This window comes from Chitinophaga sp. XS-30, assembly GCF_008086345.1.
In the GTDB taxonomy this organism is placed as follows: domain Bacteria; phylum Bacteroidota; class Bacteroidia; order Chitinophagales; family Chitinophagaceae; genus Chitinophaga.
The window spans coordinates 2,145,855-2,169,224 of sequence record NZ_CP043006.1 but is presented as its reverse complement, the minus strand read 5'-3'; the positions used below and the strand labels follow the sequence as shown (position 1 = coordinate 2,169,224).

14 protein-coding genes are annotated in these 23,370 nt (G+C 53.3%); 9 read left to right on the top strand and 5 right to left on the bottom strand.

From position 1 onward, the window contains the following. Positions 1 to 13 precede the first annotated feature (13 nt). A complete protein-coding gene (locus FW415_RS08945; RefSeq protein ID WP_148383953.1) occupies positions 14 to 826 on the bottom strand; it encodes a purine-nucleoside phosphorylase in 813 nt (270 codons plus the stop codon). A 116-nt stretch (positions 827 to 942) separates the two neighbouring features. On the opposite strand from FW415_RS08945, the gene sucC reads away from it, so the two are divergent. Then, positions 943 to 2,157 (top strand): ADP-forming succinate--CoA ligase subunit beta, encoded by a 1,215-nt coding sequence (sucC, locus tag FW415_RS08940; RefSeq protein ID WP_148383951.1) that lies wholly within the window; start codon positions 943 to 945, stop codon positions 2,155 to 2,157. A 133-nt stretch (positions 2,158 to 2,290) separates the two neighbouring features. Here sucC and xylA read toward each other — a convergent pair whose 3' ends face one another. The 3 genes from xylA to FW415_RS08925 all read right to left on the bottom strand — a co-directional run bounded on the left by xylA (position 2,291) and on the right by FW415_RS08925 (position 8,677). Continuing rightward, on the bottom strand, positions 2,291 to 3,619 hold the full coding sequence (gene xylA, locus FW415_RS08935; RefSeq protein WP_148383949.1) for a xylose isomerase: 1,329 nt from the start codon (positions 3,617 to 3,619) through the stop codon (positions 2,291 to 2,293). Positions 3,620 to 3,735: 116 nt separating this feature from the next. After that, positions 3,736 to 5,517 carry a RagB/SusD family nutrient uptake outer membrane protein gene (locus tag FW415_RS08930; protein WP_148383947.1) on the bottom strand — a complete coding sequence of 594 codons (1,782 nt, stop codon included), beginning with the start codon at positions 5,515 to 5,517 and terminating at the stop codon, positions 3,736 to 3,738. Positions 5,518 to 5,536: 19 nt separating this feature from the next. After that, complete coding sequence (locus FW415_RS08925; protein WP_148383945.1) at positions 5,537 to 8,677, bottom strand: TonB-dependent receptor; 3,141 nt, start codon at positions 8,675 to 8,677, stop codon at positions 5,537 to 5,539. A 748-nt stretch (positions 8,678 to 9,425) separates the two neighbouring features. On the opposite strand from FW415_RS08925, the gene FW415_RS08920 reads away from it, so the two are divergent. The 6 genes from FW415_RS08920 (at position 9,426) to FW415_RS08895 (ending at position 19,811) form a co-directional block, all read left to right on the top strand. Beyond that, on the top strand, positions 9,426 to 11,993 hold the full coding sequence (locus FW415_RS08920; protein WP_148383943.1) for a glycosyl hydrolase 115 family protein: 2,568 nt from the start codon (positions 9,426 to 9,428) through the stop codon (positions 11,991 to 11,993). Positions 11,994 to 11,997: 4 nt separating this feature from the next. Beyond that, positions 11,998 to 13,164 carry an endo-1,4-beta-xylanase gene (locus FW415_RS08915; RefSeq protein ID WP_148383941.1) on the top strand — a complete coding sequence of 389 codons (1,167 nt, stop codon included), beginning with the start codon at positions 11,998 to 12,000 and terminating at the stop codon, positions 13,162 to 13,164. Beyond that, entirely contained in the window at positions 13,142 to 14,641 is a 1,500-nt protein-coding gene (locus FW415_RS08910) for an MFS transporter (RefSeq protein WP_148383939.1), read from the top strand. Before FW415_RS08915 ends, FW415_RS08910 begins: the two co-directional genes overlap by 23 nt. A gap of 12 nt (positions 14,642 to 14,653) precedes the next feature. After that, positions 14,654 to 16,756, top strand: coding sequence for an alpha-glucuronidase (locus FW415_RS08905; protein ID WP_210420851.1), 2,103 nt, complete (start codon positions 14,654 to 14,656; stop codon positions 16,754 to 16,756). A gap of 12 nt (positions 16,757 to 16,768) precedes the next feature. Next, on the top strand, positions 16,769 to 17,788 hold the full coding sequence (locus tag FW415_RS08900) for a glycoside hydrolase family 43 protein (RefSeq protein ID WP_148383937.1): 1,020 nt from the start codon (positions 16,769 to 16,771) through the stop codon (positions 17,786 to 17,788). Positions 17,789 to 17,894: 106 nt separating this feature from the next. Continuing rightward, positions 17,895 to 19,811 (top strand): sialate O-acetylesterase, encoded by a 1,917-nt coding sequence (locus tag FW415_RS08895; RefSeq protein ID WP_148383935.1) that lies wholly within the window; start codon positions 17,895 to 17,897, stop codon positions 19,809 to 19,811. A gap of 85 nt (positions 19,812 to 19,896) precedes the next feature. Here the strand turns inward: FW415_RS08895 and uxuA are convergent, their stop codons facing one another. Beyond that, complete coding sequence (gene uxuA / locus FW415_RS08890) at positions 19,897 to 21,054, bottom strand: mannonate dehydratase (protein WP_246858983.1); 1,158 nt, start codon at positions 21,052 to 21,054, stop codon at positions 19,897 to 19,899. Between the two features lie 165 nt (positions 21,055 to 21,219). Between uxuA and FW415_RS08885 the strand changes: the two genes are divergently transcribed. Both FW415_RS08885 and FW415_RS08880 read left to right on the top strand, forming a co-directional pair. Beyond that, positions 21,220 to 22,254, top strand: coding sequence for a LacI family DNA-binding transcriptional regulator (locus FW415_RS08885; RefSeq protein WP_148383931.1), 1,035 nt, complete (start codon positions 21,220 to 21,222; stop codon positions 22,252 to 22,254). A 26-nt stretch (positions 22,255 to 22,280) separates the two neighbouring features. Beyond that, positions 22,281 to 23,324 carry a LacI family DNA-binding transcriptional regulator gene (locus FW415_RS08880; protein WP_148383930.1) on the top strand — a complete coding sequence of 348 codons (1,044 nt, stop codon included), beginning with the start codon at positions 22,281 to 22,283 and terminating at the stop codon, positions 23,322 to 23,324. Positions 23,325 to 23,370 lie beyond the last annotated feature (46 nt).

The window sequence follows — 23,370 nt, the reverse complement described above, 5'->3', positions numbered from 1 at the left end:
GGCCCGCAATTCCTTACAATTGTCGGACCAGTTCGCTGAAAATATATGTTAAATGTGGTGCTGCTGCGTTGGCGGCTGCCAGTACCTCTTCATGCGTGATAACATTTTCTTCCTCGCGGATGCCCAGGTCTGTGATCACGCTCATGGCAAAGACCTTCAGGCCGCTGTGCACGGCTACGATCACTTCCGGCACGGTGCTCATGCCCACGGCATCTCCCCCGATGATGTGCATGAATTTGTATTCGGCGCGGGTTTCGAACGTAGGCCCCTGTACGCCTACATAAACGCCGGTGTGTAAAGGTATGTTTTTGGCGGCAGCAATGGATTTTGCCGATGCGATGAGCGTTTTGGCGTAAGGCTCGCTCATATCCGGGAAACGGGGGCCCAGCGCTTCAATATTTTTGCCCCGCAGGGGATGTTCCGGCTGCAGGTTGATATGATCGGTGATGATCATCAGGTCGCCCACCCGGAATTGGCTGTTCATGCCGCCGGCGGCATTGGAGATCAGCAGGGTATGGATGCCCAGCGCCTTCATGACCCGCACCGGAAAGGTCACCTGCTGCATGCTCAGCCCTTCGTAATAATGAAAACGGCCCGCCATTGCCACCACGGGACGCCCCGCGAGCTTCCCCAGGATCAGCCTGCCGGAATGCCCTTCCACCGTTGCCGGAGGAAAGTGCGGAATATCGTTATATGATATTTCTGTTTTATCCGTTATCCCGTCGGCCAGGTTGCCAAGGCCGCTGCCCAGGATAATGCCAGCCTGCGGCTGTGCCTTTACGAATTGTTGTATGTAAGCCGTAGCTTCGTTGATCTGTGTCAGCATAGCCGGTATTTATGCCCGGCAAAGTTAATTCTATAATGAATACTATCAGCTTCTGTCAAAGAAATCGCCTATCTAAAACATAAATTGCCTAAATTAGCGGCCAAAATTAAATACCGATGAATTTACACGAGTACCAGGCTAAGGAACTGTTGAAAAAATATAACGTACCGGTACAGGAAGGTATCCCGGTAGATACTCCCGAAGCAGCTGCAGAGGCTTACAAGCAACTGAAAGTGCAGTTTGGCAATGAGTTCGCTGTAGTTAAAGCGCAGATCCACGCCGGTGGCCGTGGTAAAGGCAAGGTAAACGGTACTGAGCAGCGCGGTGTGCAGGTAGGAAAAAATTCAGAAGATGTCAAAACCATTGCCGGCAATATCCTTGGCGGCACCCTGGTAACCATACAGACAGGCCCCGCCGGCAAGGTGGTGAATAAAGTGCTGGTAGCACAGGATGTGTACTATCCCGGCCCGAACCCTGTCAAGGAACTGTACCTTTCCATCCTGCTGGACAGGGCGAAAGGCCAGAATGTGATCATGTATTCCACCGAAGGCGGTATGGACATTGAAGAAGTGGCCCACAACACGCCTGACAAGATATTCAAGGAACTGGTGCACCCCGGTGGCCCCCTGCAGGCCTTCCAGGCCAGGAAGATCGCCTTCAACTTCGGCCTGAAAGGCGAGGCATTCAAAAACATGGTGAAATTCGTGACCAACCTCTACAATGCGTATGTTGGCCTGGATGCCGCCATGCTGGAGATCAACCCCCTGTTCAAGACCAGCGACGAAAAGATCATTGCTGTTGACTGCAAAATGAACCTGGACGATAACGCCCTGCTCCGTCATCCCGACCTGGTAGCGCTGCGTGATGTGACCGAAGAGGACCCCACAGAAGTGGAAGCCGGCAAACATAACCTCAACTTCGTGAAACTCGATGGCAACGTAGGTTGTATGGTGAATGGCGCCGGTCTGGCCATGGCCACGATGGACATGATCAAGCTCAGCGGCGGCGAACCGGCCAACTTCCTGGACGTAGGCGGCACCGCCAACGCGCAGACCGTGGAAGCCGGGTTCCGCATCATCCTGAAAGATCCGAAAGTAAAAGCCATCCTGATCAATATCTTCGGCGGCATCGTTCGTTGCGACAGGGTTGCGCAGGGTGTGATCGATGCTTATAACTCCATCGGTACCATCAAAGTACCCATCATCGTACGCCTGCAAGGCACGAATGCGGAGGAAGCCAAGAAACTCATCGAGGAAAGCGGCCTGAAAGTACAGTCCGCCATCCTGCTGAGCGAGGCCGCTACACTGGTGAACAAAGCCGTGAGCGCATAATCACTGAGAAAATGTTACATGATAAAGGAATGACCGGCCACTGTGCCGGTCATTCTGTTTTTGGGCAACGCCATCCCTCTCTTTCCGCCAAACGGGAGACGTTGATATCCGATCCTCATAAAGATCCCAGGTGTCAGCTATACCGGTTGACGATATTCTCCAGCCATTCCTGCCGGCCGCTTTTCATGGCCGGTTCGCCCTTTTCAACCGCAAAGGCCCTTAATTCCTCCAGGGAAAGCTTTCCCTCCTCGAAGGCCTTCCCTTCCCCTTTGTCAAAAGAAGCATACCGTTCCCGGCGAAAGGCGTTATACGCCGTATCCTGCAGCATGGCATCAGCAGCCAGTAAAGCCCTGGCAAAAACGTCCATCCCGCCGATATGAGCATGAAACAGGTCCGCAGGGTCCGTGGAATTGCGGCGGACCTTTGCATCGAAGTTGATGCCGCCGCCTTTGAAGCCTCCGGCCTGCAGAACGATCAGCATAGCCTCGGTCAGTTCCCCAACATTATTCGGGAACTGGTCCGTATCCCATCCGTTCTGATAATCCCCGCGGTTGGCATCTATGCTTCCCAACAGGCCCGCATCGGCGGCCACCTGCAGCTCATGCGCAAAAGTATGCCCCGCCAGTGTGGCATGGTTCACTTCAATGTTCAGGCTGAAATCCTGCAACAGATCGTATTGCCGTAAAAAACCGATCACCGTCTCGCTATCGTAATCGTATTGATGCTTGGTTGGCTCACAGGGCTTTGGCTCGATAAAGAATTTCCCGGAAAAGCCCTGCTTTCTGGCATAATCCTTTGCCGTGTGCAGGAATGTAGCCAGATGCTCCTTTTCCCTTTTCATGTCAGTATTCAGCAGGCTCATGTACCCTTCTCTCCCACCCCAGAAAACATAATTCTCTCCGCCGAGGGAAATAGTGGCGTCCAGCGCTGCTTTGACCTGGGCGGCGCCATGCGCGAGCACCAGGAAATCAGGGTTCGTGGCCGCGCCGTTCATATAACGCCGGTGCGAGAAAAGGTTGGCCGTTCCCCACAGCAGTTTTACACCGCTTTCCGCCTGTTTCTCCTGCAGATAATCCACCATGACCTGCAGATGCCGTTCATTTTCGGCAATCGTGCCGGTATGGTCCACTACATCAACGTCATGAAAACAGTAATAAGGCATTCCCAGTTTGGTGATGAACTCGAAAGCCGCATCCGCCTTGTCCTTTGCCCGTTGCAGCAGGTCCTGCTTTTCGTTCCAGGGAAACAGATGCGTAGGTTCGCCGAAGGGGTCCGCTCCGCTGCCGTTGAAGCTATGCCAGTAGGCACAGGCAAAACGCAGGTGGTCTTTCATCGATTTGCCCGAAACGATCCTGTTCTCATCATACCAGCGAAATGCCAGCGGATTGTCTGTATCCCTGCCCTCATACCGGATGGCGGGCATGCCTTTGAAAAATTCCTTTTTTGCTGCGATGGTTGTCATTTTCCGAATATTCGATTTATGTAAATAATGTTGATGCACTATACGTTGGAGGAACTTAAAGGAAAGATGAAGAATCATCCCTCCTTTAAGTTATAATTCCACGTGATATAAAAACATTAGAAATAGCCGTCATTCTGCGGGAATGGGGGGCCTTCCGTCACCAGATCTATCTGTTGTTGCGGGATGGGCCTCAGCATATGGAAATCCTTTACATTGGGACCACCTTCGAGATTGTACTGCTGCAAACGCGGCACCAGCGTTCTGGTGCGGGCAAGGTCCCACCAGCGCACGGCCTCACCATACAGCTCCCGCGTTCTTTCATCCAGGATGAAATCGAGGGTAACCTGTGCGGGGGTAATGGTTTGCGCGGCAACGGCAGCAGCATATTCGGCAGGCGTCTGATCGGGTTTCCGCGCCGCTCTGATCCGCAGCACATTCAGCATATCGGCAGCATCCTGCATGGTTGCGCCTCCTTTGAATGCCGCTTCCGCCGCAATGAGATATACCTCCGCAAACCGGAACAGGATGTAAGGCCGGTCTGAATAATCATTCAGGTCCGCTCTTGTGGAATCGTCCCATTTTCTGAGGGAGGGGAACATGGTGCCGGTAAAAGGTACCGTTGCTCCGGGGAGATGTTCCGGTTCCAGGATGATCCCTTTGAAGGCGGCTCGTTCTGCTGGTGATACCACACGATCCGCGCACCAGATAGCCGTATCCACTTTGTTGATCAGCGTTCCCCTCGGGGTTACCGCGCCGGGCGTGCCGGCCGGCGCCATCTGTGTGCTGTTGGATAGCCAAACCGTCTGGAATGTGCCATCGTAGCGGCTGTCCGTTGCCCTGTTGGCGAACGCAACATCCAGGAGGTAGCGCATATTGGGGCGGATGCGCAGGAAAGGGCGCCCGTTCTGAATATCCCGCACACATACAGAAGCCCCGCCGGAAGCCGGGTAATTGGCATTGACGGTAGGATAATTGGGGCGGAACATGAAGTTGGACTTGTTCTCACTGAGATTCGAAGCGAACGATCCCGGTGCGGAGTTCTGTCCGAATTTCAGATCCTTCGTATGGTCCACCACCATGATCGTTTCCATGCCGTATTCATTCCCTTCCAGGAAACCATCTATAAAAGCAGGCCACAGATCCAGGCCATATACTGCTTTGTTATCAATCAGTTCTTTGGAGATATCAAAAGCGTTGTTGAAGTCGGATGCCTGGGCGGCAGCGGACCATCCCCGCCAGAGATATGTTTTCGCCAGCAGGAAGAGCGCCGTTGCTTTGTAGGCCGGCTTTCCCAGGCCGGTTCCCGGCTGATCGGGGAGCTCCGCCGCCGCTTCGGTAAGATCCTTGATGATCGCCGCATAAACATCCGCAATGGGCGCTCTTGCATCCGCGGAGGTTGGAGAGGTATTGAATTCAAGATGCAAAGGCACATCCCCGAATGTGGTGACCAGGAAGTAGTAACAGAATGCGCGCAGGAACTTGGCCTGTGCGAGCAACTGGGCCTTCCGGGCGGCGTCCATCTGGGCATCAGCGCCGTATTGCAATATACCGTTCGCTGTATTGATATCAATGTACAGGCTGTTCCAGAAGCCGGAATAATCATTCGTATTGCTGGCCATCAGCGGGGAATACGTAAAGTAATGCTGTACATCAGCAGCGCCGCCGCGTACCATTTCATCCGTTCCGCCGTTGAACAGCTGGGAAAATATCTGGGTGCTCCAGTGGCCCCGCAGTGATGAGTATATGCCGGCGATCCCACCTTCAAGCCCCTCCGGGGTCCTGAAAAAGGCCGGGTCGATAGATGCCCGCGGCTGTTCGTTCAGCACCTTGTTGCATCCCGGTGCTGCCGCGAGGATGGCCAGGGCAAGCGTCAAACTTAATAATATGCTGCGTTTCATATTGAACAGATTTTTAGGTTCAGAATTTCAGGTTTGCGCCGAAAATAAATTGCCGGCTGGGCGGCACGCCCATGTTAACGGTCACTGCACGGCCTACCACCGGCGTACCGCCGGCAGTGGAACCTACTGCATTGCCATTCCCGTTCCCTTCCGGATCTATGCCCAGTCCGTCTCTCACGAGAGGGGCCCAGACGATGAAGGGGTTCTGCGCGGAGAGATAGATCCGCAGGGAGTTGACCCCAAACCTGTTCAGCAGCGTTGAAGGCAGATTATAGCCAAGATTGATCGTCCTGAGTTTTATAAATGACCCGTCGCGATAAGAGAGGGTGGACGTGTATTGCAGGGCATCCCGACTGGCATCGGGCTGGGGGAACTCGTTCGTAGGGTTATCGGGCGTCCAGTAGTTGACCTTGAACTGGTTTACCCGGCTGTTCATGAAGAAGGGATAACCATTGGCGCCGCCGTCCGCGGTCAGGTAAGTGACCACGACCGTTTGTCCGAAACGGCCGAACATCGTGAAGCTCAGATCAAAATTCTTGTACTGGAAACTATTGGTCAGCCCCGCTACGAAATCCGGTTGAAAATCCCCGATCACCTGCCGGTCCGCCGCATCTATCGATCCGCTTTTGTTGACGTCCTCAATTTTGATATCTCCGGGAGCTGCACCGTAAACAGCGGCTTCGGTCGCTTCGCCAGTCTGCCATATCCCGGTTTTTTTCACGTCATAGATCACGGTCAAAGGCTGCCCGACATACCATCCATTGCCAACATCCTGCATCAGTCCGGGTTGCAGCGCAAGTATCTTTTCCCTGGAGAGGAACAGGTTTGCATCTGTGCTCCAGGAGAACCCGCTGTTGCTCTTTACATTGATGCTGCTCAGGCTGATCTCGAAGCCATGCCCGCCGGTCTGCCCCTGGTTGACGAGAACGAAATTGGCGCCGTTGCTGCGGGGCAGTTCCTTGTTCAGCAGAATGTCTCCTGTCTTTACATTATAGTATTCCACAGCACCGCTCAGGCGATTGGAAAACAAGGCAAAGTCCAGCCCCAGGTTATATCCTCTCGTAGATTCCCAGGTGAGCGCGGGATTGGGCAGGGAGTTGATGATGTAGCCCGCTACATAATTGACATTCGGCGTTGTGCCCTGCCCGTAGTTATAGAAGTTGGAAGACAGGCTTCCTATCGTTGTGTACGGCGCAATGGTTTGGTTGGAGCTGATGCCCCAGCCGGCACGCAGTTTCAGGTTATCCACAAATTTGACATTTTCCATGAAGCGCTCATCGCTCAGGCTCCATCCCACGGAAACCGCGGGATAGGTGAACCACTGGTTGCCCGGCGCCAGTACGGATGCTCCATCCCTTCTAACGGTAGCCGTTATCATATACCGGTTATCGTAAGAATAAAATACCCTGCCCATATAGGACAATAATCCTCTTTTGCTGTATCCGCTGGCCTGGGCATTAACGGTATTCACCAGCTGGAAATTATAGTCCTGGATATAATCCGCGGGAACGCCCTGGCCGTCGAAGGCCTGGCCATGGAAATAATTCTCTATCACTTCATGCAGCGCGGTAGCCTGTATGCGGTGCTTGTCCCCAAATGTCTTGTCATAGGTCAATGTATTGTTAATCGTGTATTGCCAGGTCTCTTCATTATTCTGGCTCAGGTTTGCACCGGCAGTTGTGGTATTGGCATTGAACACCGTGCCGGCGCCGGTATAGTTGCTGCCCCTGGTCTGTATCCAGTCGAATGAAAAACTCGTTCTGAATTTGAGGTTGTCGATGATCCCCAGTTCGCCGTAGACGCTGCTGAGCGTGCGGAACCTCCGCGTGAGCGCTTTGATCTTGTCGTTATTGCCGATGGATGTCAGCGGGCTGATCTGGGTGGCATCGTTGGATTGCTGAATGGCCGGCTGGAAATTGATGGACCCGTCAGCATTATACGGCAGGTACAATGGACTGAGCCTGGTAGCCGCGCCGTAGGCATTGGTGCCGATACGATTGCCGTAGCTCATGATATTGCTGCTGGTGATGCCCACTTTCAGCCGCTTGCTCATTTTGTGATCGATCGCGAACCGCAGGGAACCGCGATCGAAGCTTTGGTCGTGAATGATCCCTGTTTCCCGGAAATATCCGAATCCGAAGCTGTACTGTGTGTTTTCCGAACCGCCGGAGATATTCAGGTTGTGATCCGTTCTGATGCCCCGGGTCAGCAACAGGTCCTGCCAATCTGTACTGACGCCGTTGGCAAGGTTATCTGTTTCGACCTGTGTAAGTGCGTTGGGATGCGGGCTGTTGGGATCAGGCTGGCCTTCTCTTGCCGCCTGTTTAAAGGCAGCATATTCCTGCCCGTTGAACAGGCGGTAGGTGCCAATGGCTTCGGAGATGCCCACATAACCGTCGTAGCTGGTCACGGGTTTGCCTGTGCGGCCGCGTTTGGTAGTGATGATGATCACGCCTCCGGAGCCGCGCGATCCGTAGATAGCCGTAGCGGATGCATCTTTCAGGATGTCCATGCTTTCGATGTCGGCAGGATTGATATCATTGATACTGCCGCCTGAGAGTGCGATGCCGTCCACTACCACCAGCGGCCCGTTCTGCGCATTATTGTTAGATGCGGAAGTGGCGAGGGAGCGGTTACCGCGGATACGTATTTCGCCTCCCGTGCCAATAGAAGAACCGTTGCTCACAATATCCACGCCCGCGGCCCTTCCCTGCAGCTGGTTGAAGACGTTCGGGGCGCCGACTTCGCGAAGGGTTTCCCCTTTTACGGAAACCGTGGCGCCGGTAACATCTCTTTTTTTCTGTGTGCCGTATCCGACAACAACTACACCTTCCAGCATTCGCTCAACAGGTACCAGGCGTACATCTACAAGCGCCCGGCTGTCAATACGCACCTCCTGCCTTTCAAAATCCACGGCAGAAAAAACAAGCGTTCCGCCCGGTGGGGCAGAGAGGGAATATTCGCCTTCGGCATTAGTGACGGTACCGCGGGTGGTGCCTTTGATCTGCACCGTTACGCCTTGTGCAGGCAGGCCATCGATCTTGAGCACCCGTCCTTTAACGGTGATGTTCTGGGCTGATCCACGCTCCGCCACCAGGAGAAATAGCGCAGGCAGAGCGAGCCGCAGCAATTGTTTTGAGAAGTTTACAATTTGTTTCATATATCAGTTTTTGGGAATTGTCCGGATGATTAACCCGGGTGAGATATTGGTCGAGATAGATATGCAGGTTAATAACGACATGCACTAATGAAGGAGACGGGATACTCCCATGCGAAAAAGCCGAAGCATATAGTAAGTATTGAACAGTTTTCATAACGCAGCCGATGTTAACAGGGGAATGATATTCGTGCTTACCGAACATCATGTGAAAACGAATATAGGGGTTTTTCACAAAAACGCAACCGATTGCGTTAATTTTAACTTGAAAAGATTCTGGCGATGGCTGCGTAAAGGCAGGGATGAAAAACCGGCCAGGGTGTATAATATTTTATATTCCAATATCTTATGAATATCAAAAATAGCTGCTGCTTCGGTGCATTTTTTTTATCCCCGGCAATGGCCTCTCAAAAGCTGTGCAACACCAGCCTGCGGTGATAATGAGCTGGCCGGCAGCAGTCAACATACTCCGAATGATCTGAGACCAGTCTCCGGATACCCCGGCAGCCCTGAAGAAAGCCCCTTCATATAGCAATAAAACCACCAGGAAAACAAAAGCTTTGTATTTAAAATATTTTTTGCGATTTTTATGCAACCGATTGACTTTACAGGATTGGTTTTCCGGCTTTGGAGACCGCTTGAAGACATAGGCACGCCACCTGTGAAAACAGCAGACATCAACCGATGTCATCGCATACGCTGTACGTTATTAAAGCCGGGAACGAGATCGGCCTTTTGAAAAAATTCCCGTATGAAAAAACTACTGACTGCCCTGGTTTGTCTGTCGTTATTCCTCCGCCTGCATGGCCAGACAATCATTGAAACGAAAGCAACGGCCCATTCCTTCACACTCGGGAATGCCCACATATGCGTAGCTGCCGGTGATGACGAACTGGTTAGACTTGCCGCAGGCTTCCTGCAAAAAGACCTTGCCGCCGTGACCGGCCGCACGCCGGGGCTCAGCGATGCCATTCCCGCAAAAGCAAATACCGTTATCATCATAGGCTCGCTGGAAAGATCCCCCCTGATCCGATCCCTCATCAAAGAGAATAAACTGGATGCCAGCACAATAAAAGGTAAATGGGAAGCCTATACGATCCGGACCATCAGCAACCCTTTCAGCAGCATTGCCCAGGCCATCGTGATCGCGGGAAGCGACCGGAGGGGAACAGCCTACGGGATATTTGAACTGTCCAGGCAACTGGGCGTATCTCCCTGGTACTGGTGGGCTGATGTACCCGTAAAGAAAAAGGATGTTGTACATATCCGGAAGAACGCTTCCGTATCAGATACGCCCCGTGTAAAATACCGCGGCATATTTATCAATGATGAAGCACCGGCACTTTCCGGCTGGAGCAGGGAAAAATTCGGCGGCTTCAACCATACATTCTATGAAAAGGTCTTTGAGCTGATCCTTCGCCTGAAAGGAAATTACATCTGGCCAGCCATGTGGGGCAATGCTTTCTATGATGATGACTCCCTGAACATCAACACGGCGGACCGCTTTGGCATAGTCATCGGCACCTCGCACCATGAACCTTTGATGAGAGCGCATGACGAATGGCGGCGATACGGCAGCGGCCTTTGGAATTACGACAGCAATGCCGTCAGGCTGCAGGAATTCTGGCGCGCCGGCCTGCAAAGGGCCTGGAATGAGAAGATCGTTACCATCGGCATGAGAGGCGATGGCGATAAGCCGATGTCAAGAGAAACGGCAACCGCCTTGCTGGAACGCATTGTAAAAGATCAACGGAACATCATCTCCGCCACAACAGGCAAACCTGCCGCCGAAACGCCGCAGCTATGGGCCTTGTACAAGGAAGTGCAGGATTATTATGATAAAGGCATGAGCGTTCCTGATGATGTTACCTTGCTCCTGTGCGACGACAACTGGGGCAATATCCGGCGATTGCCCGATCCTCATGCAGCGCCGCGCAAAGGCGGGTATGGCATATACTATCATTTCGACTACGTTGGCGGCCCCAGGAACTACAAGTGGCTCAACACCAACCCGCTCCCCAGGATCTGGGAACAGCTGCACCTCGCCTACCGCTATAATGCCCGGCAGATATGGATCGTGAATGTGGGAGACATCAAACCGATGGAATTTCCCATCTCCTTTTTCCTGGACTACGCCTGGGACCCTGAAAGGATAAATGCGGATGACCTGCAATCCTATACGGAACAATGGGCAGCTGAACAATTCGGTCAGCCGCATGCCGCAGCCATTGCGGAACTGGTTGCCGGATACGGCAAATACAACAGCAGGAGAAAACCCGAACTGCTGGATGCCGGCACCTACAGCTTCAACTATAATGAATGGGACAATGTTGTGGAAGACTACAACACGCTGCTCAAAAAAGCGGAACAGCTCAACACAGCGCTGGCGCCGGAATACCGGGACGCTTTCTTTCAACTCGTCCTCCATCCCGTAAAAGCATGCGCCAACCTGAACGAAATGTACTATCATGCAGCCCTCAACCACCGTGCCTATGCGCAAAAACAGCAAGCGGCCAATATGCATGCGGACAAAGTACAGGAGCTGTACCGGAACGACTCGCTCATCACGCTGGCCTATCATCAGCTCAACAATGGCAAATGGAACCATATGATGAGCCAGGCCCATATCGGGTACACTTACTGGCAGCAACCGCCACAGCAGAAAATGCCCGCTGTCAAATACCTGTCGGCGGACGCGGTTATAGCCACACCACCTGAGGAAAAACATCCGGCCAAAAAAGCCCCGGTGCCGGCAAACGTAAACGGTAATGTTTTCTATGAAGATGAATGGCGCGGGGTATCCATAGCCGCGGATCATTTCACCAGCGCCGTCAATACGAACGGCATCAGCTGGCAGGTGTTGCCTGACCATGGCAGAACAGGCAGCGCCATCACTCCCTTCCCGGTTACGGCAGCCGCGCAAAATCCTGGCGGCAAAGCGCCGCATGTTGTGTATGAATTTTATACTTACAGCGAAGGCCCCTGCACCCTGAGCGCATACTGCTCTCCCACGCTGAACTTTACCGGCGCGGAAGAGGGCCTGCAGTACGCCGTTTCGATAGATGACGAAACACCGCAGATCATCAGCATCAACAAAGAAGATAAAGCCACCGGCTCCGGCATATGGAACAAATGGGTGGCAGAAAACATCATCATCAAAACCAGTAAACACTATATTGCAAAGCCCGGCAAACATCATATCAGGTACTGGATGGTAGATCCGGGCGTAGTGCTCCAGCAACTCGTGCTGGACTTCGGCCATGTAAAACAAAGTTATCTCGGGCCACCCGAAACGATCCATCATCACAATAAAAAATAGCATCATGCTGCACAGATCCACAACGGTAATAACCATATGCGCACTCGGCCTCCTGCTCACTGCGGGCGCAGGCAGCGACAACAGTCCCGCTTTGCAGGACTATCCTTCCCTGAAGGAGGTCTTCCGCGACGATTTTACTATTGGCACTGCATTAAGCGCCCGGCAGATAGAAGAGAAAGATCCTGGTGCTGCAGCCCTCGTCCCCCAACAGTTCAATATGATCACTCCGGAAAATATCATGAAAGCGGTGATCATCCATCCGGAATGGGGCAAATATAATTTTGGCCCGGCAGACAAGCTTGTTGAATACGGAAAAAAACACAACATCGGCATCAACGGCCACACGCTGATATGGCATAGCCAGCTGCCGCCATTTGTCCGTCATATCCAGCGCGCAGATTCCTTCCGGATGTTCTTTTCGGAGCATATCAACACCATCGCCCGCCGCTACCACGGCAAAGTATTTTCCTGGGACGTGGTGAATGAAGCCCTGAATGAAGACGGCTCCCTCCGCAAATCCGTGTTTCTTGACAAGATGGGCGAAGATTACATTACCGAGGCCTTCAGGCTGACCGCCGCCGCATCTCCCGGTACGGAATTGTACTACAACGATTACAATAACGAACAGCCGGCCAAACGCGCAGGCTGCATCACACTGGTAAAAAAAGTACAGGCGGCCGGCGTTCGGATCGATGGTGTGGGCATACAAGGGCATTGGCACCTGGGCAAAGTTCCGCTGAAAGATATCGAGGAAAGTATCATTCAATATGCAGCACTCGGCCTGAAAGTAATGATCACGGAACTGGATATCGAAGTGCTGCCGCGTAATTTCCAGGGGGCGGACGTCAGCCAGCGGATACAGGCCAGCCCGGCGCTGAATCCTTATCCGAACGGCCTGCCGGACAGTGTGCAGCAGCAACTCGCAGATGACTACGAAGCCCTGTTCCGCCTCTTCCTGAAACACCGGGACAAAGTTACGCGGGTAACCTTCTGGGGCGTTAATGATGGCCAAAGCTGGCTTAATGGCTGGCCGGTGAGAGGGCGTACCAATTATCCCCTGCTGTTCGACCGTGCATTCCAGCCCAAGCCCGCATTTTACAAAGTAATTGCCACCAAAAAGCATCCCGTAACCGCAAAAAAATCCCCGAATGGCGAGTCCCCAAACCCCTGAAAAACAAACTCCCACCCATCACCTGTCCGTTCTGGAAAAGGTCGGCTACAGCCTGGGAGACCTGGCTGCCAATCTCATTTTTCAGACGCTGATGGCCTTTCTGGCATTCTTTTACACCGATATTTACAGGATACCTCCCGCAAAGGCCAGTCTCGTTATGCTCACCGGCGGCTTCGCCGGGGCATTGTTCAACCTCGTGATGGGCGCAGTGGCGGACCGTACGCAGACAAGATGGGGGAAGTTCAGGCCCTGGATATTGTGGACAGCCATACCGTTCGGCGCCATTTCACTATTGGCCTTTTCCACCCCGGATTTCAATGAAGGCGGTAAAGTAGCCTATGCCTTTGTTACGTATTTTTTGCTGGTCATCATCTATTCCGCCAACAACCTCCCTTACTCCGCGCTAAGCGGTGTGATGACCGGCGATATGAAAGAAAGGAACAGCCTTTCATCCTACCGGTTTGTTGCCGTAATGCTGGCGCAATTCATCATCCAGGTATTCCTGCTGCCATTGGCCATATCGGTTGGCGATGGCGACAAGGCAGCCGGATTTGAAAAGGTGATGCTGGTTTTCGCCGTCACCGGCGTGATCTGTTTCCTCATCACTTTCCTGACCACAAGGGAAAGGGTAACACCACCAAAGGAACAACGGACACCGCTGAAAGAGGACATCGGCGACCTGCTGAAAAACAAGCCCTGGCTGATCATGCTGACCCTGACCGTGCTGGTTTTCATCACACTCGCCATCAAAGGCGGCATGAACATTTACTATTTCCGGTATTACCTGAATGAAGCCAGCCAGAGCAGTTTTTTGCAATCCCTGGGTTTCAGCCATCTGCTGGACAACCTCAGCAGCACATTCGGTCCCGAGGCGTTTGAAGAATTCAGAAATCCGGACAGCGCGCCTTATGCCGCGGCCAGCATCACCAGCGCCGCCAGCACCATCGCCATGATCATCGGGATACTCTTCTCGAAATCACTGGCGGACAAATTCGGCAAACGGAACATCTTTGGCATCTTCCTGGCATTATCCGCCCTTTGCCTGATCGCCATCAACTTTTTATCCGACACCGCCGTGGCTGCGGTATTTATCATCCAAACGTTGCACGGCCTCGTGTATGGCGTAACCATTCCCCTCCTATGGGCCATGATCGCCGACGTGGCCGATTACAGCGAATGGAGGAATAACCGGAGAGCCACTGCCATCATCTTCTCAGCTATGATATTCGGATTAAAGGTGGGCCTGAGTCTCGGCGGCGCGCTTTCAGCATGGCTGCTGGGACTGTTCGGCTACGATGCGGAAGCAACAAGACAGACAGCTGCGGCCGTGAAAGGGATAAGACTGCTCGTGAGCGTAATACCGGGAACATTGTTCATTGCCGGAGCAGCGCTGCTGTCGGCTTACAGCATAGGGAAAGAGAGCGAATTGCAGATAGAGAAAGCGCTGAAAGAAAGAAGGAAGGAATCATTTTCATAAATTAAAAACATCATGATGCCCGGAATCAAGATAGCCTGCACATATTGCCTGTTCCTCTTGCTCGGCTTCGCCGTTAAAGCAGATGACGGCCATGCCTTGTGGCTGCGCAAGCGCCCAGCCAATCCAGTAAACGTGGTTTCCGCAAAGCAATCGCCCATCCTTGAGATCGCCCGTAAGGAATTGCAGGACGGATGGCTTGGCAGCGCCGGCGCCACCTTTGTGCTGACCATCAAAAAAGACCGGTCTATCCGCGGCGACGGTTACCGATTCGACGGATCAGGCGTACAGGCCAACACCGAACTTGGCATACTGTACGGTGTATATGAAGTGCTGCGCCGCCAGCAGACAGGGCTGCCTGTAATGCCCACCGTCTCCAATCCTTCGTACGACCGCCGCATCCTCAACCACTGGGATAACCTGAACGGCAGTGTTGAACGCGGCTACGCCGGCCTGTCCATCTTCTGGCGGGATGAAAAAGATGCCCCTGCCGTCACGGAAAAAGACCGGTCGTTATGGCTGGAATACGCGCGGGCAAATGCTTCCCTGGGGGTCAACGGCACCGTCATCAATAATGTGAATGCATCGCCGCGGGTACTGACCCGCCCCTATCTGGAAAAGGTAAAAGCGGTGGCCGATATCATGCGCAGGTATGGCATCCGTACCTATCTCTCCGTTAACTTCTCTTCTCCGGCACAACTCGGCGGTTTGAAGAACTCGGACCCGCTTGTACCGGAAGTAGCGCAATGGTGGAAAGACAAAACAAAAGAGATCTATGCACTGATCCCGGATTTCGGCGGTTTCCTCGTGAAAGCGAACAGTGAAGGGCAGCCGGGGCCGCAGGATTTCGGGCGCACACATGCGGATGGCGCCAATATGCTGGCGGATGTGCTTAAACCCTATGGCGGCATCGTGATGTGGCGCGCTTTCGTGTACGCCCCGAATGACAACGACCGCGCCGGGCAGGCTTACACCGAGTTTGTTCCGCTGGACGGGCAGTTCCGCGATAATGTGATCATCCAGGTAAAAAACGGCCCGATCGATTTTCAGCCGCGCGAGCCTTTCAGCGCGCTTTTCGGTGCAATGAAAAAAACCTCGGTGATGCCTGAACTGCAGATCACGCAGGAATATCTCGGGCATTCCAATCACCTGGCTTTCCTCGCCCCGATGTGGGAAGAATGCCTGCAAAGCGACACCTATCAGCAGGGCGCCGGCAGTACCGTTGCCCGTTGCTCCGATGGAAGCATTTATCCGCAGCGATATACGGCTATCGCCGGTGTTGCCAATACCGGGCTGGATACCAACTGGTGCGGGCATACGTTTGCACAGGCCAACTGGTATGCATTCGGCCGTTTAGCCTGGAACAACCAGCTCGGTAGTGAAAAGATCGCGGAGGAATGGCTGCAACTGACCTTCGGGCCGGAAGATGCCGCCGGGCCTGCGCCGGCCAAAGAAGAGTGGCAGCAGCAATTCTTTCTCCCCGTCAAACAGATGATGCTGGAAAGCCGGGAAGCAGTGGTCAACTATATGATGCCGCTGGGCCTTCATCACATTTTCTCCGTATTCGAGCATTACGGCCCCGGTCCCTGGTACGGCCCCAAAGGCGTCAGGCCGGACTGGACGCCACCGTACTATCACCAGGCCGATACCAATGGTATCGGCTTCAACCGCACTGCCACCGGCAGCAATACCCTGAGTCAATACAAGGAACCGCTACACACACAACTGGCCAATCCCGCCACCTGCCCGGAAGAGTTGCTCCTGTGGTTCCACCATCTGCCATGGGACTACCGCGTAAAAAGCGGCCGCAGCCTGTGGGATGAGCTGTGTTACAGTTACCAGAAAGGATTGCTTCAGGTACGCGGGTTCCAGCAGACCTGGGACAAGGTGGAACCCTATGCTGATGCGGCCCGCTTTCGAAAAGTGCAAAGCAAACTGCGCCGGCAATGCCTCGATGCGCAGATATGGAAAGATGCCTGCCTTTTATATTTCCAGCAATTCAGCCGGCGGCCGATACCTTTTGACATAGAACGGCCGGTGTACGATCTCGATTATCTCATGAAACTGAACCCGCTGACCTTACAGGTATTTGAACGTAATGCCCGGCAGCACCATTAAACCGTTTTTGTTATGCCAGAAGAAAATATCGATCATATCAATTTCGATGAACTGAAGAAACAGGCTATCTCGCCACCGCTGATCAGTCACCTGTACACCGCAGATCCCTCCGCACATGTATTCAACGGAAGGATCTACATCTACCCGTCCCACGACATCGATACAGCTATTCCGTTTGATGACCTGGGCAGTCATTTTGCGATGGAAGACTATCATGTTTTTTCGATGGATGCACCGGAAGGCGCAGTCACCGATCACGGCATAGCCTTGCATGTAAAAGACGTGCCATGGGCTGCCCGGCAGATGTGGGCGCCGGATGCCGCTTGCCGCAACGGCAAATACTATCTGTACTTCCCCGCAAAAAGACCGGACGGCATATTCCAGATAGGGGTAGCTACGGGCGATGCGCCGGAGGGGCCGTTCGCTGCGGAACCGGAAGCGATCAAAGGCAGCTACAGCATCGATCCCGCCGTGTTTGTGGATGATAACGGAGACGCATATATGTATTTTGGTGGTCTCTGGGGAGGCCAGCTGCAATCCTATCGCCACAACACTTTTGCCGAAAGCAATCGTGAGCCGCTGCCGGGAGAGCCGGCACTGGGTCCGCGGATCGCCAGGCTAACGGAAGACATGCTGCAGTTTGCCGAAGCCCCGAAAGAGATCATCATCACAGATGAAAACGGCCGGCCGCTTGCCGCCGGGGACAATGAACGGCGCTTCTTCGAAGCCAGCTGGATGCATAAGCACAACGGAAAATATTATTTTTCATATTCAACCGGGGATACCCATTTACTGTGTTATGCCACAGGTGATAACCCGTATGGCCCGTTCACCTACGGAGGGCAGATACTCAGTCCGGTAGTGGGCTGGACCTCCCACCATTCCATCTGTGCCTTTGAAGGGAGATGGTACCTGTTCTACCACGACAGCAGCCTGAGCCACGGCGTCACCCATCTGCGGTGCATCAAGGTAACGGAGCTGATCCATGAAGCAGATGACCGCATCAGAACGATCCATCCCTATAAACATTGATCCGCACACGCGAAACATGAGAAACATGAGATACATGAAGCAGATGGCCGCATCAGAACGATCCATCCTTATAAACGTTGATCCGCACACGCGAAACATGAGAAACATGAAACAATTATTGATCATTCTTACAGGGCTTTTACTGTCCGGCAAAACATTCTCCCAGATCAGGCTGCCGGCTATTTTGCGGGACAGCATGATACTGCAGCGCGATGAAACGGTGAACCTCTGGGGATGGGCGGCTGCCGGTGAAAAAGTAACCGTGCATTTCAAGAACAAGCGATATCGTGCGCAAGCGGACGCAGCGGGTAAGTGGCGCGTAAAGCTGCCTCCTACCATAGCCGGAGGTCCCCACACCATCGAGATCACCGGCAGCAACAGGATCATATTGAAAGACGTGCTCTTTGGTGATGTATGGATATGCAGCGGACAAAGCAATATGGTGCATCAGATGAATATCCATGATGTAGCCTATGCGCAGGAGATAGCGGAAGCCAATGATCCGCAGATCAGGCAATTCTGGATACCCACACTGACCAGCCTTGAAGCGCCGCAGAACGACCTTCCGGCCGGCCGCTGGATGTCAGCCAAAGGGGAGGATATAAGACCTTTTTCCGCTGTCGCTTATTTCTTCGCCAAAAGGCTTCATGAAAAATACAAGGTGCCGGTAGGCATCATCAACGCCAGTGTAGGCGGTACGCCTATCAAGGCATGGATAAGTGAAGAAGGCCTCCGGGATTTTCCGGCACTGCAAGCCACGATGGAGAAAAACAAGGACACGGCCTACCTCAATTCCCTCAACCGAAGACGGCCTGCCATGCCTGCGGAAACGGCAGATGCGGGGCTCACCGGCGCCATCAAATGGTTCGACCCGACATACTCCCCAAAAGGCTGGCGGCGCATCAATATCCCAGGATACTGGGAAGACCAGGGCATCAGGGACCTCGATGGCGTGGTCTGGTACCGGAAAGAAATTGAGGTACCTGCGCAGATGGCGGGAAAAGCAGCGAAAGTGTTCCTGGGCAGGATCGTAGATGCGGATGAACTGTACATCAACGGCAAACGGGTGGGCAACACCAGCTATCAGTATCCGCAACGCCGGTACACGGTGCCTGCAGGGGTTCTGAAAAGCGGTCGCAATATTTTCGTTGTGCGCGTGACCAATAACTATGGCAAAGGCGGCTTTGTGCCGGATAAGCCCTATTGCCTTTTCAGCGGCAACGATACCATCAGCCTGCTGGGCTACTGGCATTACAAGGTGGGAAAAGTATTCACGCCATCCACCGGAAATTTTGGCGGAGGCATCTCCCGTCAAAGCCAGCCCGCCGCTTTGTACAATGCGATGATAGCACCGGTGACCGCTTATACCGTCAAAGGTTTCTGCTGGTATCAGGGTGAATCGGATACCGGTAATCCTGTTGAATATGAAAAACTTCAGCGCGCGCTGATCAATGACTGGCGCAGCAAATGGGGCCAGGGCCAACTCCCCTTCCTGTACGTGCAACTTCCGGGTTTTATGGACTATAACTACCTGCCATCGGAAAGCAGTTGGGCTATGCTGAGAGAAGCGCAGCTGAAAGCATTGTCCGTTCCCAATACCGCTATGGCAGTTGCCATTGATCTTGGAGAATGGAATGACATTCATCCCGATAATAAAAAAGATGTAGGCGAAAGGCTGGCAAAAGCTGCGCTTAAATTAGCGTACAACGAACCCGTTACAGGGTCCGGCCCCCTTTTCAGGGAATATACGATCGAGGGCAACAGGATCATCATCAGCTTCGATCATACGGGCAGCGGACTGACCACCGCTGATGGTGAAGCGCCGGCGGAATTTGCCATTGCGGGGGAGGACAAAAAATTTGTCTGGGCCAGCACAAAGATTGAGCACAACAAGGTAGTGGTATGGAACGATGAGATCCCCAGGCCACGGTATGTCCGTTATGCCTGGGCGGATAACCCGGTGAACCCGAACCTGTTCAACAGGGAAGGATTGCCGGCATCGCCGTTCAGAACGGATAAATAGCAGGCAGGACGCTCATGCCCCGCCACCATGTACTATGCCCGCTGCGATGATGACCGTTCCCGTCTCTGGCTCGCAAAACAGGGCATCAGCCCGCCTCATCCATCCATCGCCTGATCCCTGTTTCCAGGCCCCTTAATTCCGCCAGCCCCTTCAGCCTGCCGATAGCGGAATACCCGGGATAGGTCCTCTTCCGAAGGTCGTCCAGCATCTGGTGGCCATGGTCCGGGCGCATGGGAATGGCGGTGTTCCTTCGCCGTTGCAGCTGCACGATTTCCTTCACCACCGCATACATATCCGTATCACCTTCGAGGTGGGGGGCTTCGAAGAAATTACCGTTTTCATCCCGCTTTGTGTTGCGCAGATGCAAAAAATGGATCTGATCCCCGAAACGCCGCAGTATGCGCAGCACATCATTATCCGCCCGCGCACCAAGCGAGCCGGTGCAATAACACAACCCGTTCGCGGGTGAAGGCACAGCGTGAATAATCGCCGCAATATCCTCTTCCGTGCTGACGATGCGCGGCAACCCCAGCACCGGATACGGCGGATCATCCGGATGTATGGCCATGCTCAGCCCGCAGGCTTCAGCAACCGGGACCACTTCCTGCAGGAAAAGGAACAGGTTATCCCTTAACCTGCCGGCATCGATACCTTCATAACTTTTCAGCGCCGCCAGCACCTGTGCAGGCGTAAAAGCCTCATCACTACCGGGGAGGCCCAGCAGCACATTCCTGAACAGCCGCTCTCTTCCCTCCGTTGTCAGTCCATCGAAATACAACCGCGCAGCGGCAGCCTCTTCGTGGCTATATGCTGCTGAGGCTCCCGGCCGTTCGAGCAGGAAAAGATCAAACGCAACAAAAGCCAGCCGTTCGAAATACAAGGCTTTACTGCCATCCGGCATGCGGTAATCCACATCCGTACGCAACCAGTCCAGCACCGGCATGAAATTATAAGTCACCACTTTCAGGCCGCAGGCGGCCACATTCCGCAGACTTTGCCTGTAATGCGCGATATGCTGCCGATAGCGGCCGCTCCGTCTTTTGATGTCATCGCTCACCGGCAGGCTTTCTATCACCGTCCAGCGCATACCGGCCGCTTCAATGAGTGCCCGCCGCCGGTTGATATCTTCCACTGTCCAGATTTCCCCCACCGGCACCTGGTGCAGTGCGGTAACAACGCCGCTGCAACCGGCCTGCCGGATATCCGCCAGCGTTACCGGATCATTGGGACCAAACCATCTCATTGTCTGATGCATTTGCATAATTGATATCATCTTTTGCGTTCAGGTATGGTATATAAAGCAAATTCACCGGCTAATGTAGGGAGAATTCTCATATACGCAACCGATTGTATTATTTTTAACCAAAAACTCGTTACTTTAGTGCCAGTAATAAGCACAAGCGATTGTATGGAAAACGGCAAAGAAGTCACTATTTACGACATCGCCAAAAGGCTCAGCATCTCGGCAGCCACCGTCAGCCGCGGACTGCAGGATCATCCCGCAGTTTCCAAAAAAACGAAGCGAAAGATCAACGACATGGCCTATGAAATGGGGTACCGCACCAACCAGTTCGCCAGGAATCTGCGCCAGCAGCAAACCAAGACCATCGGCGTGCTTGTACATGAATTGAAAAGCAGCTTCATTACCTCCGTACTCGCCGGCATTGAAAAGATCACGGCCACTGCCGGATACGACATCGTGATCGCACACTCTTCCGAAAGTGCCCAAAAAGAAGCGGCCAACGCCCGAAACCTTTTCAACAAAAGAGTGGACGGCCTTATTGCCTCATTATCCTTTGACACAACGGACCTGGACCATTTCCAGCCGTTTGCCGACAAAGGCGTTCCGGTAATATTCTTCGACCGTGTGGAACAAACCGGCCAGAACACCGTAGTGGTCATCGACAACGCCAAATGCGGTTATATTGCCACCAGCCACCTGATTGAGCAAGGCTGCAAACGGATTGCGCACATCACCTCCAGCCTCCGCCGGAACGTGTATGCCCTGCGGCACAAAGGCTACCAGGATGCGCTGGCCGACAACAATATCCCTTTCGATGAAAGCCTCGTTGTCATTTCCGCCCTGAGCGAACAGGCGGCGGTTGATGCCACAACACAAATATTAAGCATGAAACCGCTGCCGGATGGTATCTTTGTGACCAACGATTTTGTAGCGGCAGTGTGCATCCGTACCCTGAAAGAACAGGGCATCCGCATACCGGAAGATATAGCGATAGTAGGGTTCAACAACGACGCCATCGGTACATTGATCGAACCGGCCCTGACCACCATCGATTATCCGGGCATGGATATGGGAGAGATCGCTGCCCGCAATATGATCGATCATCTTAAAGGGGTAAGCCCCATTCATCATACCAGCACGATCGTCGTCCGGTCACAATTAATTGTAAGGGAATCATCCCTGAAAAAGCAGTATCCGTAAATTTGAGCTAGTTATTCTGTCAGATTATGCTAAAAAAAGAAGGAAAAGAGATCACGATCTATGATATCGCCACCAAGCTGAAACTATCGCCGTCCACCGTCAGCCGCGCGCTGCAAGACCATCCGAGCATCAGCAAAAAAACGAAGAAACGCATATTCGAACTGGCTGCGGAAGTCGGCTACCGCCAGAACCATTTTGCCCGCAATCTCAGAAGCGATAAAACACTCGTGCTGGGCGTGATCGTCCCGCGGCTCAACAGTAATTTCATGTCCTCCGCCATTGCCGGCATGGAAATGATCGCCAACGAACATGGCTATTCCCTGCTGATCAGCCAGTCGTCCGAATCCGCCATAAAAGAAGCCGCCAGCGCCAAAACCATGTTCAACAGCCGGGTAGACGGGCTCCTCGTTTCCCTCGCCTTTGACACGGAATCGCTGGAGCATTTCGACAGCTTTTTCAAACGGAACACGCCTGTCTTTTTCTTCGACCGGACCATGCCGCATGACAGCTCCACCAATATCCTGATCGATAACTACCGCGCAGGTTACAATGTAACCAGACACCTCATCGAACAGGGATGCAAAAAGATCGTTCACATCACCGCTCCGCCCAGGCAAAATGTGTACCGGGACAGGCTTGCGGGGTACAAAGGAGCGCTGGCCGATGCGGGCATCGCCTTTGAAGAGGGCAATGTGATCATCACCGATCTCACCCAGGATGCCGGTTACCAGACAGCGCAAAAAATAGCCGGATGGGAACAGCGGCCGGATGCCGTATTTGTTGCCAATGACAGCTGTGCGATCGGCTGCATGCTTGCCCTCAAGGAAAAGGGCATCCGCATTCCGGAAGACATTGCTTTTGCCGGTTTCAATAATGATCCGGTATCCACCGTGATAGAACCCAACCTTACAACGATCGGGTATTCAGGATATGAAATGGGCCAGGTGGCCGCCAGGCATATGATCAATCATTTGAAAGGCACCTTTCCCATTGATCCTACAAACACGATCATCCTCCGGTCGGAACTTATCGTACGGGCATCTTCCGTCAAACATAAACCAGGCAGCTGATCAAACGGTTTTTCATATGCCCGGAACACTGCATCGCCATATCTTT

Excerpts from the sequence above, each read along its gene's own strand:
- FW415_RS08880 (WP_148383930.1), top strand. The coding sequence starts at position 22,281 with ATGCTAAAAAAAGAAGGAAAAGAGATCACGATCTATGATATCGCCACC.
- FW415_RS08915 (WP_148383941.1), top strand. The coding sequence starts at position 11,998 with ATGCTGCACAGATCCACAACGGTAATAACCATATGCGCACTCGGCCTC.
- FW415_RS08895 (WP_148383935.1), top strand. The coding sequence starts at position 17,895 with ATGAAACAATTATTGATCATTCTTACAGGGCTTTTACTGTCCGGCAAA.
- FW415_RS08900 (WP_148383937.1), top strand. The coding sequence starts at position 16,769 with ATGCCAGAAGAAAATATCGATCATATCAATTTCGATGAACTGAAGAAA.
- uxuA (WP_246858983.1), bottom strand. The coding sequence starts at position 21,054 with ATGAGATGGTTTGGTCCCAATGATCCGGTAACGCTGGCGGATATCCGG.
- FW415_RS08905 (WP_210420851.1), top strand. The coding sequence starts at position 14,654 with ATGATGCCCGGAATCAAGATAGCCTGCACATATTGCCTGTTCCTCTTG.
- sucC (WP_148383951.1), top strand. The coding sequence starts at position 943 with ATGAATTTACACGAGTACCAGGCTAAGGAACTGTTGAAAAAATATAAC.
- FW415_RS08910 (WP_148383939.1), top strand. The coding sequence starts at position 13,142 with ATGGCGAGTCCCCAAACCCCTGAAAAACAAACTCCCACCCATCACCTG.
- FW415_RS08885 (WP_148383931.1), top strand. The coding sequence starts at position 21,220 with ATGGAAAACGGCAAAGAAGTCACTATTTACGACATCGCCAAAAGGCTC.
- xylA (WP_148383949.1), bottom strand. The coding sequence starts at position 3,619 with ATGACAACCATCGCAGCAAAAAAGGAATTTTTCAAAGGCATGCCCGCC.
- FW415_RS08925 (WP_148383945.1), bottom strand. The coding sequence starts at position 8,677 with ATGAAACAAATTGTAAACTTCTCAAAACAATTGCTGCGGCTCGCTCTG.
- FW415_RS08920 (WP_148383943.1), top strand. The coding sequence starts at position 9,426 with ATGAAAAAACTACTGACTGCCCTGGTTTGTCTGTCGTTATTCCTCCGC.
- FW415_RS08945 (WP_148383953.1), bottom strand. The coding sequence starts at position 826 with ATGCTGACACAGATCAACGAAGCTACGGCTTACATACAACAATTCGTA.
- FW415_RS08930 (WP_148383947.1), bottom strand. The coding sequence starts at position 5,517 with ATGAAACGCAGCATATTATTAAGTTTGACGCTTGCCCTGGCCATCCTC.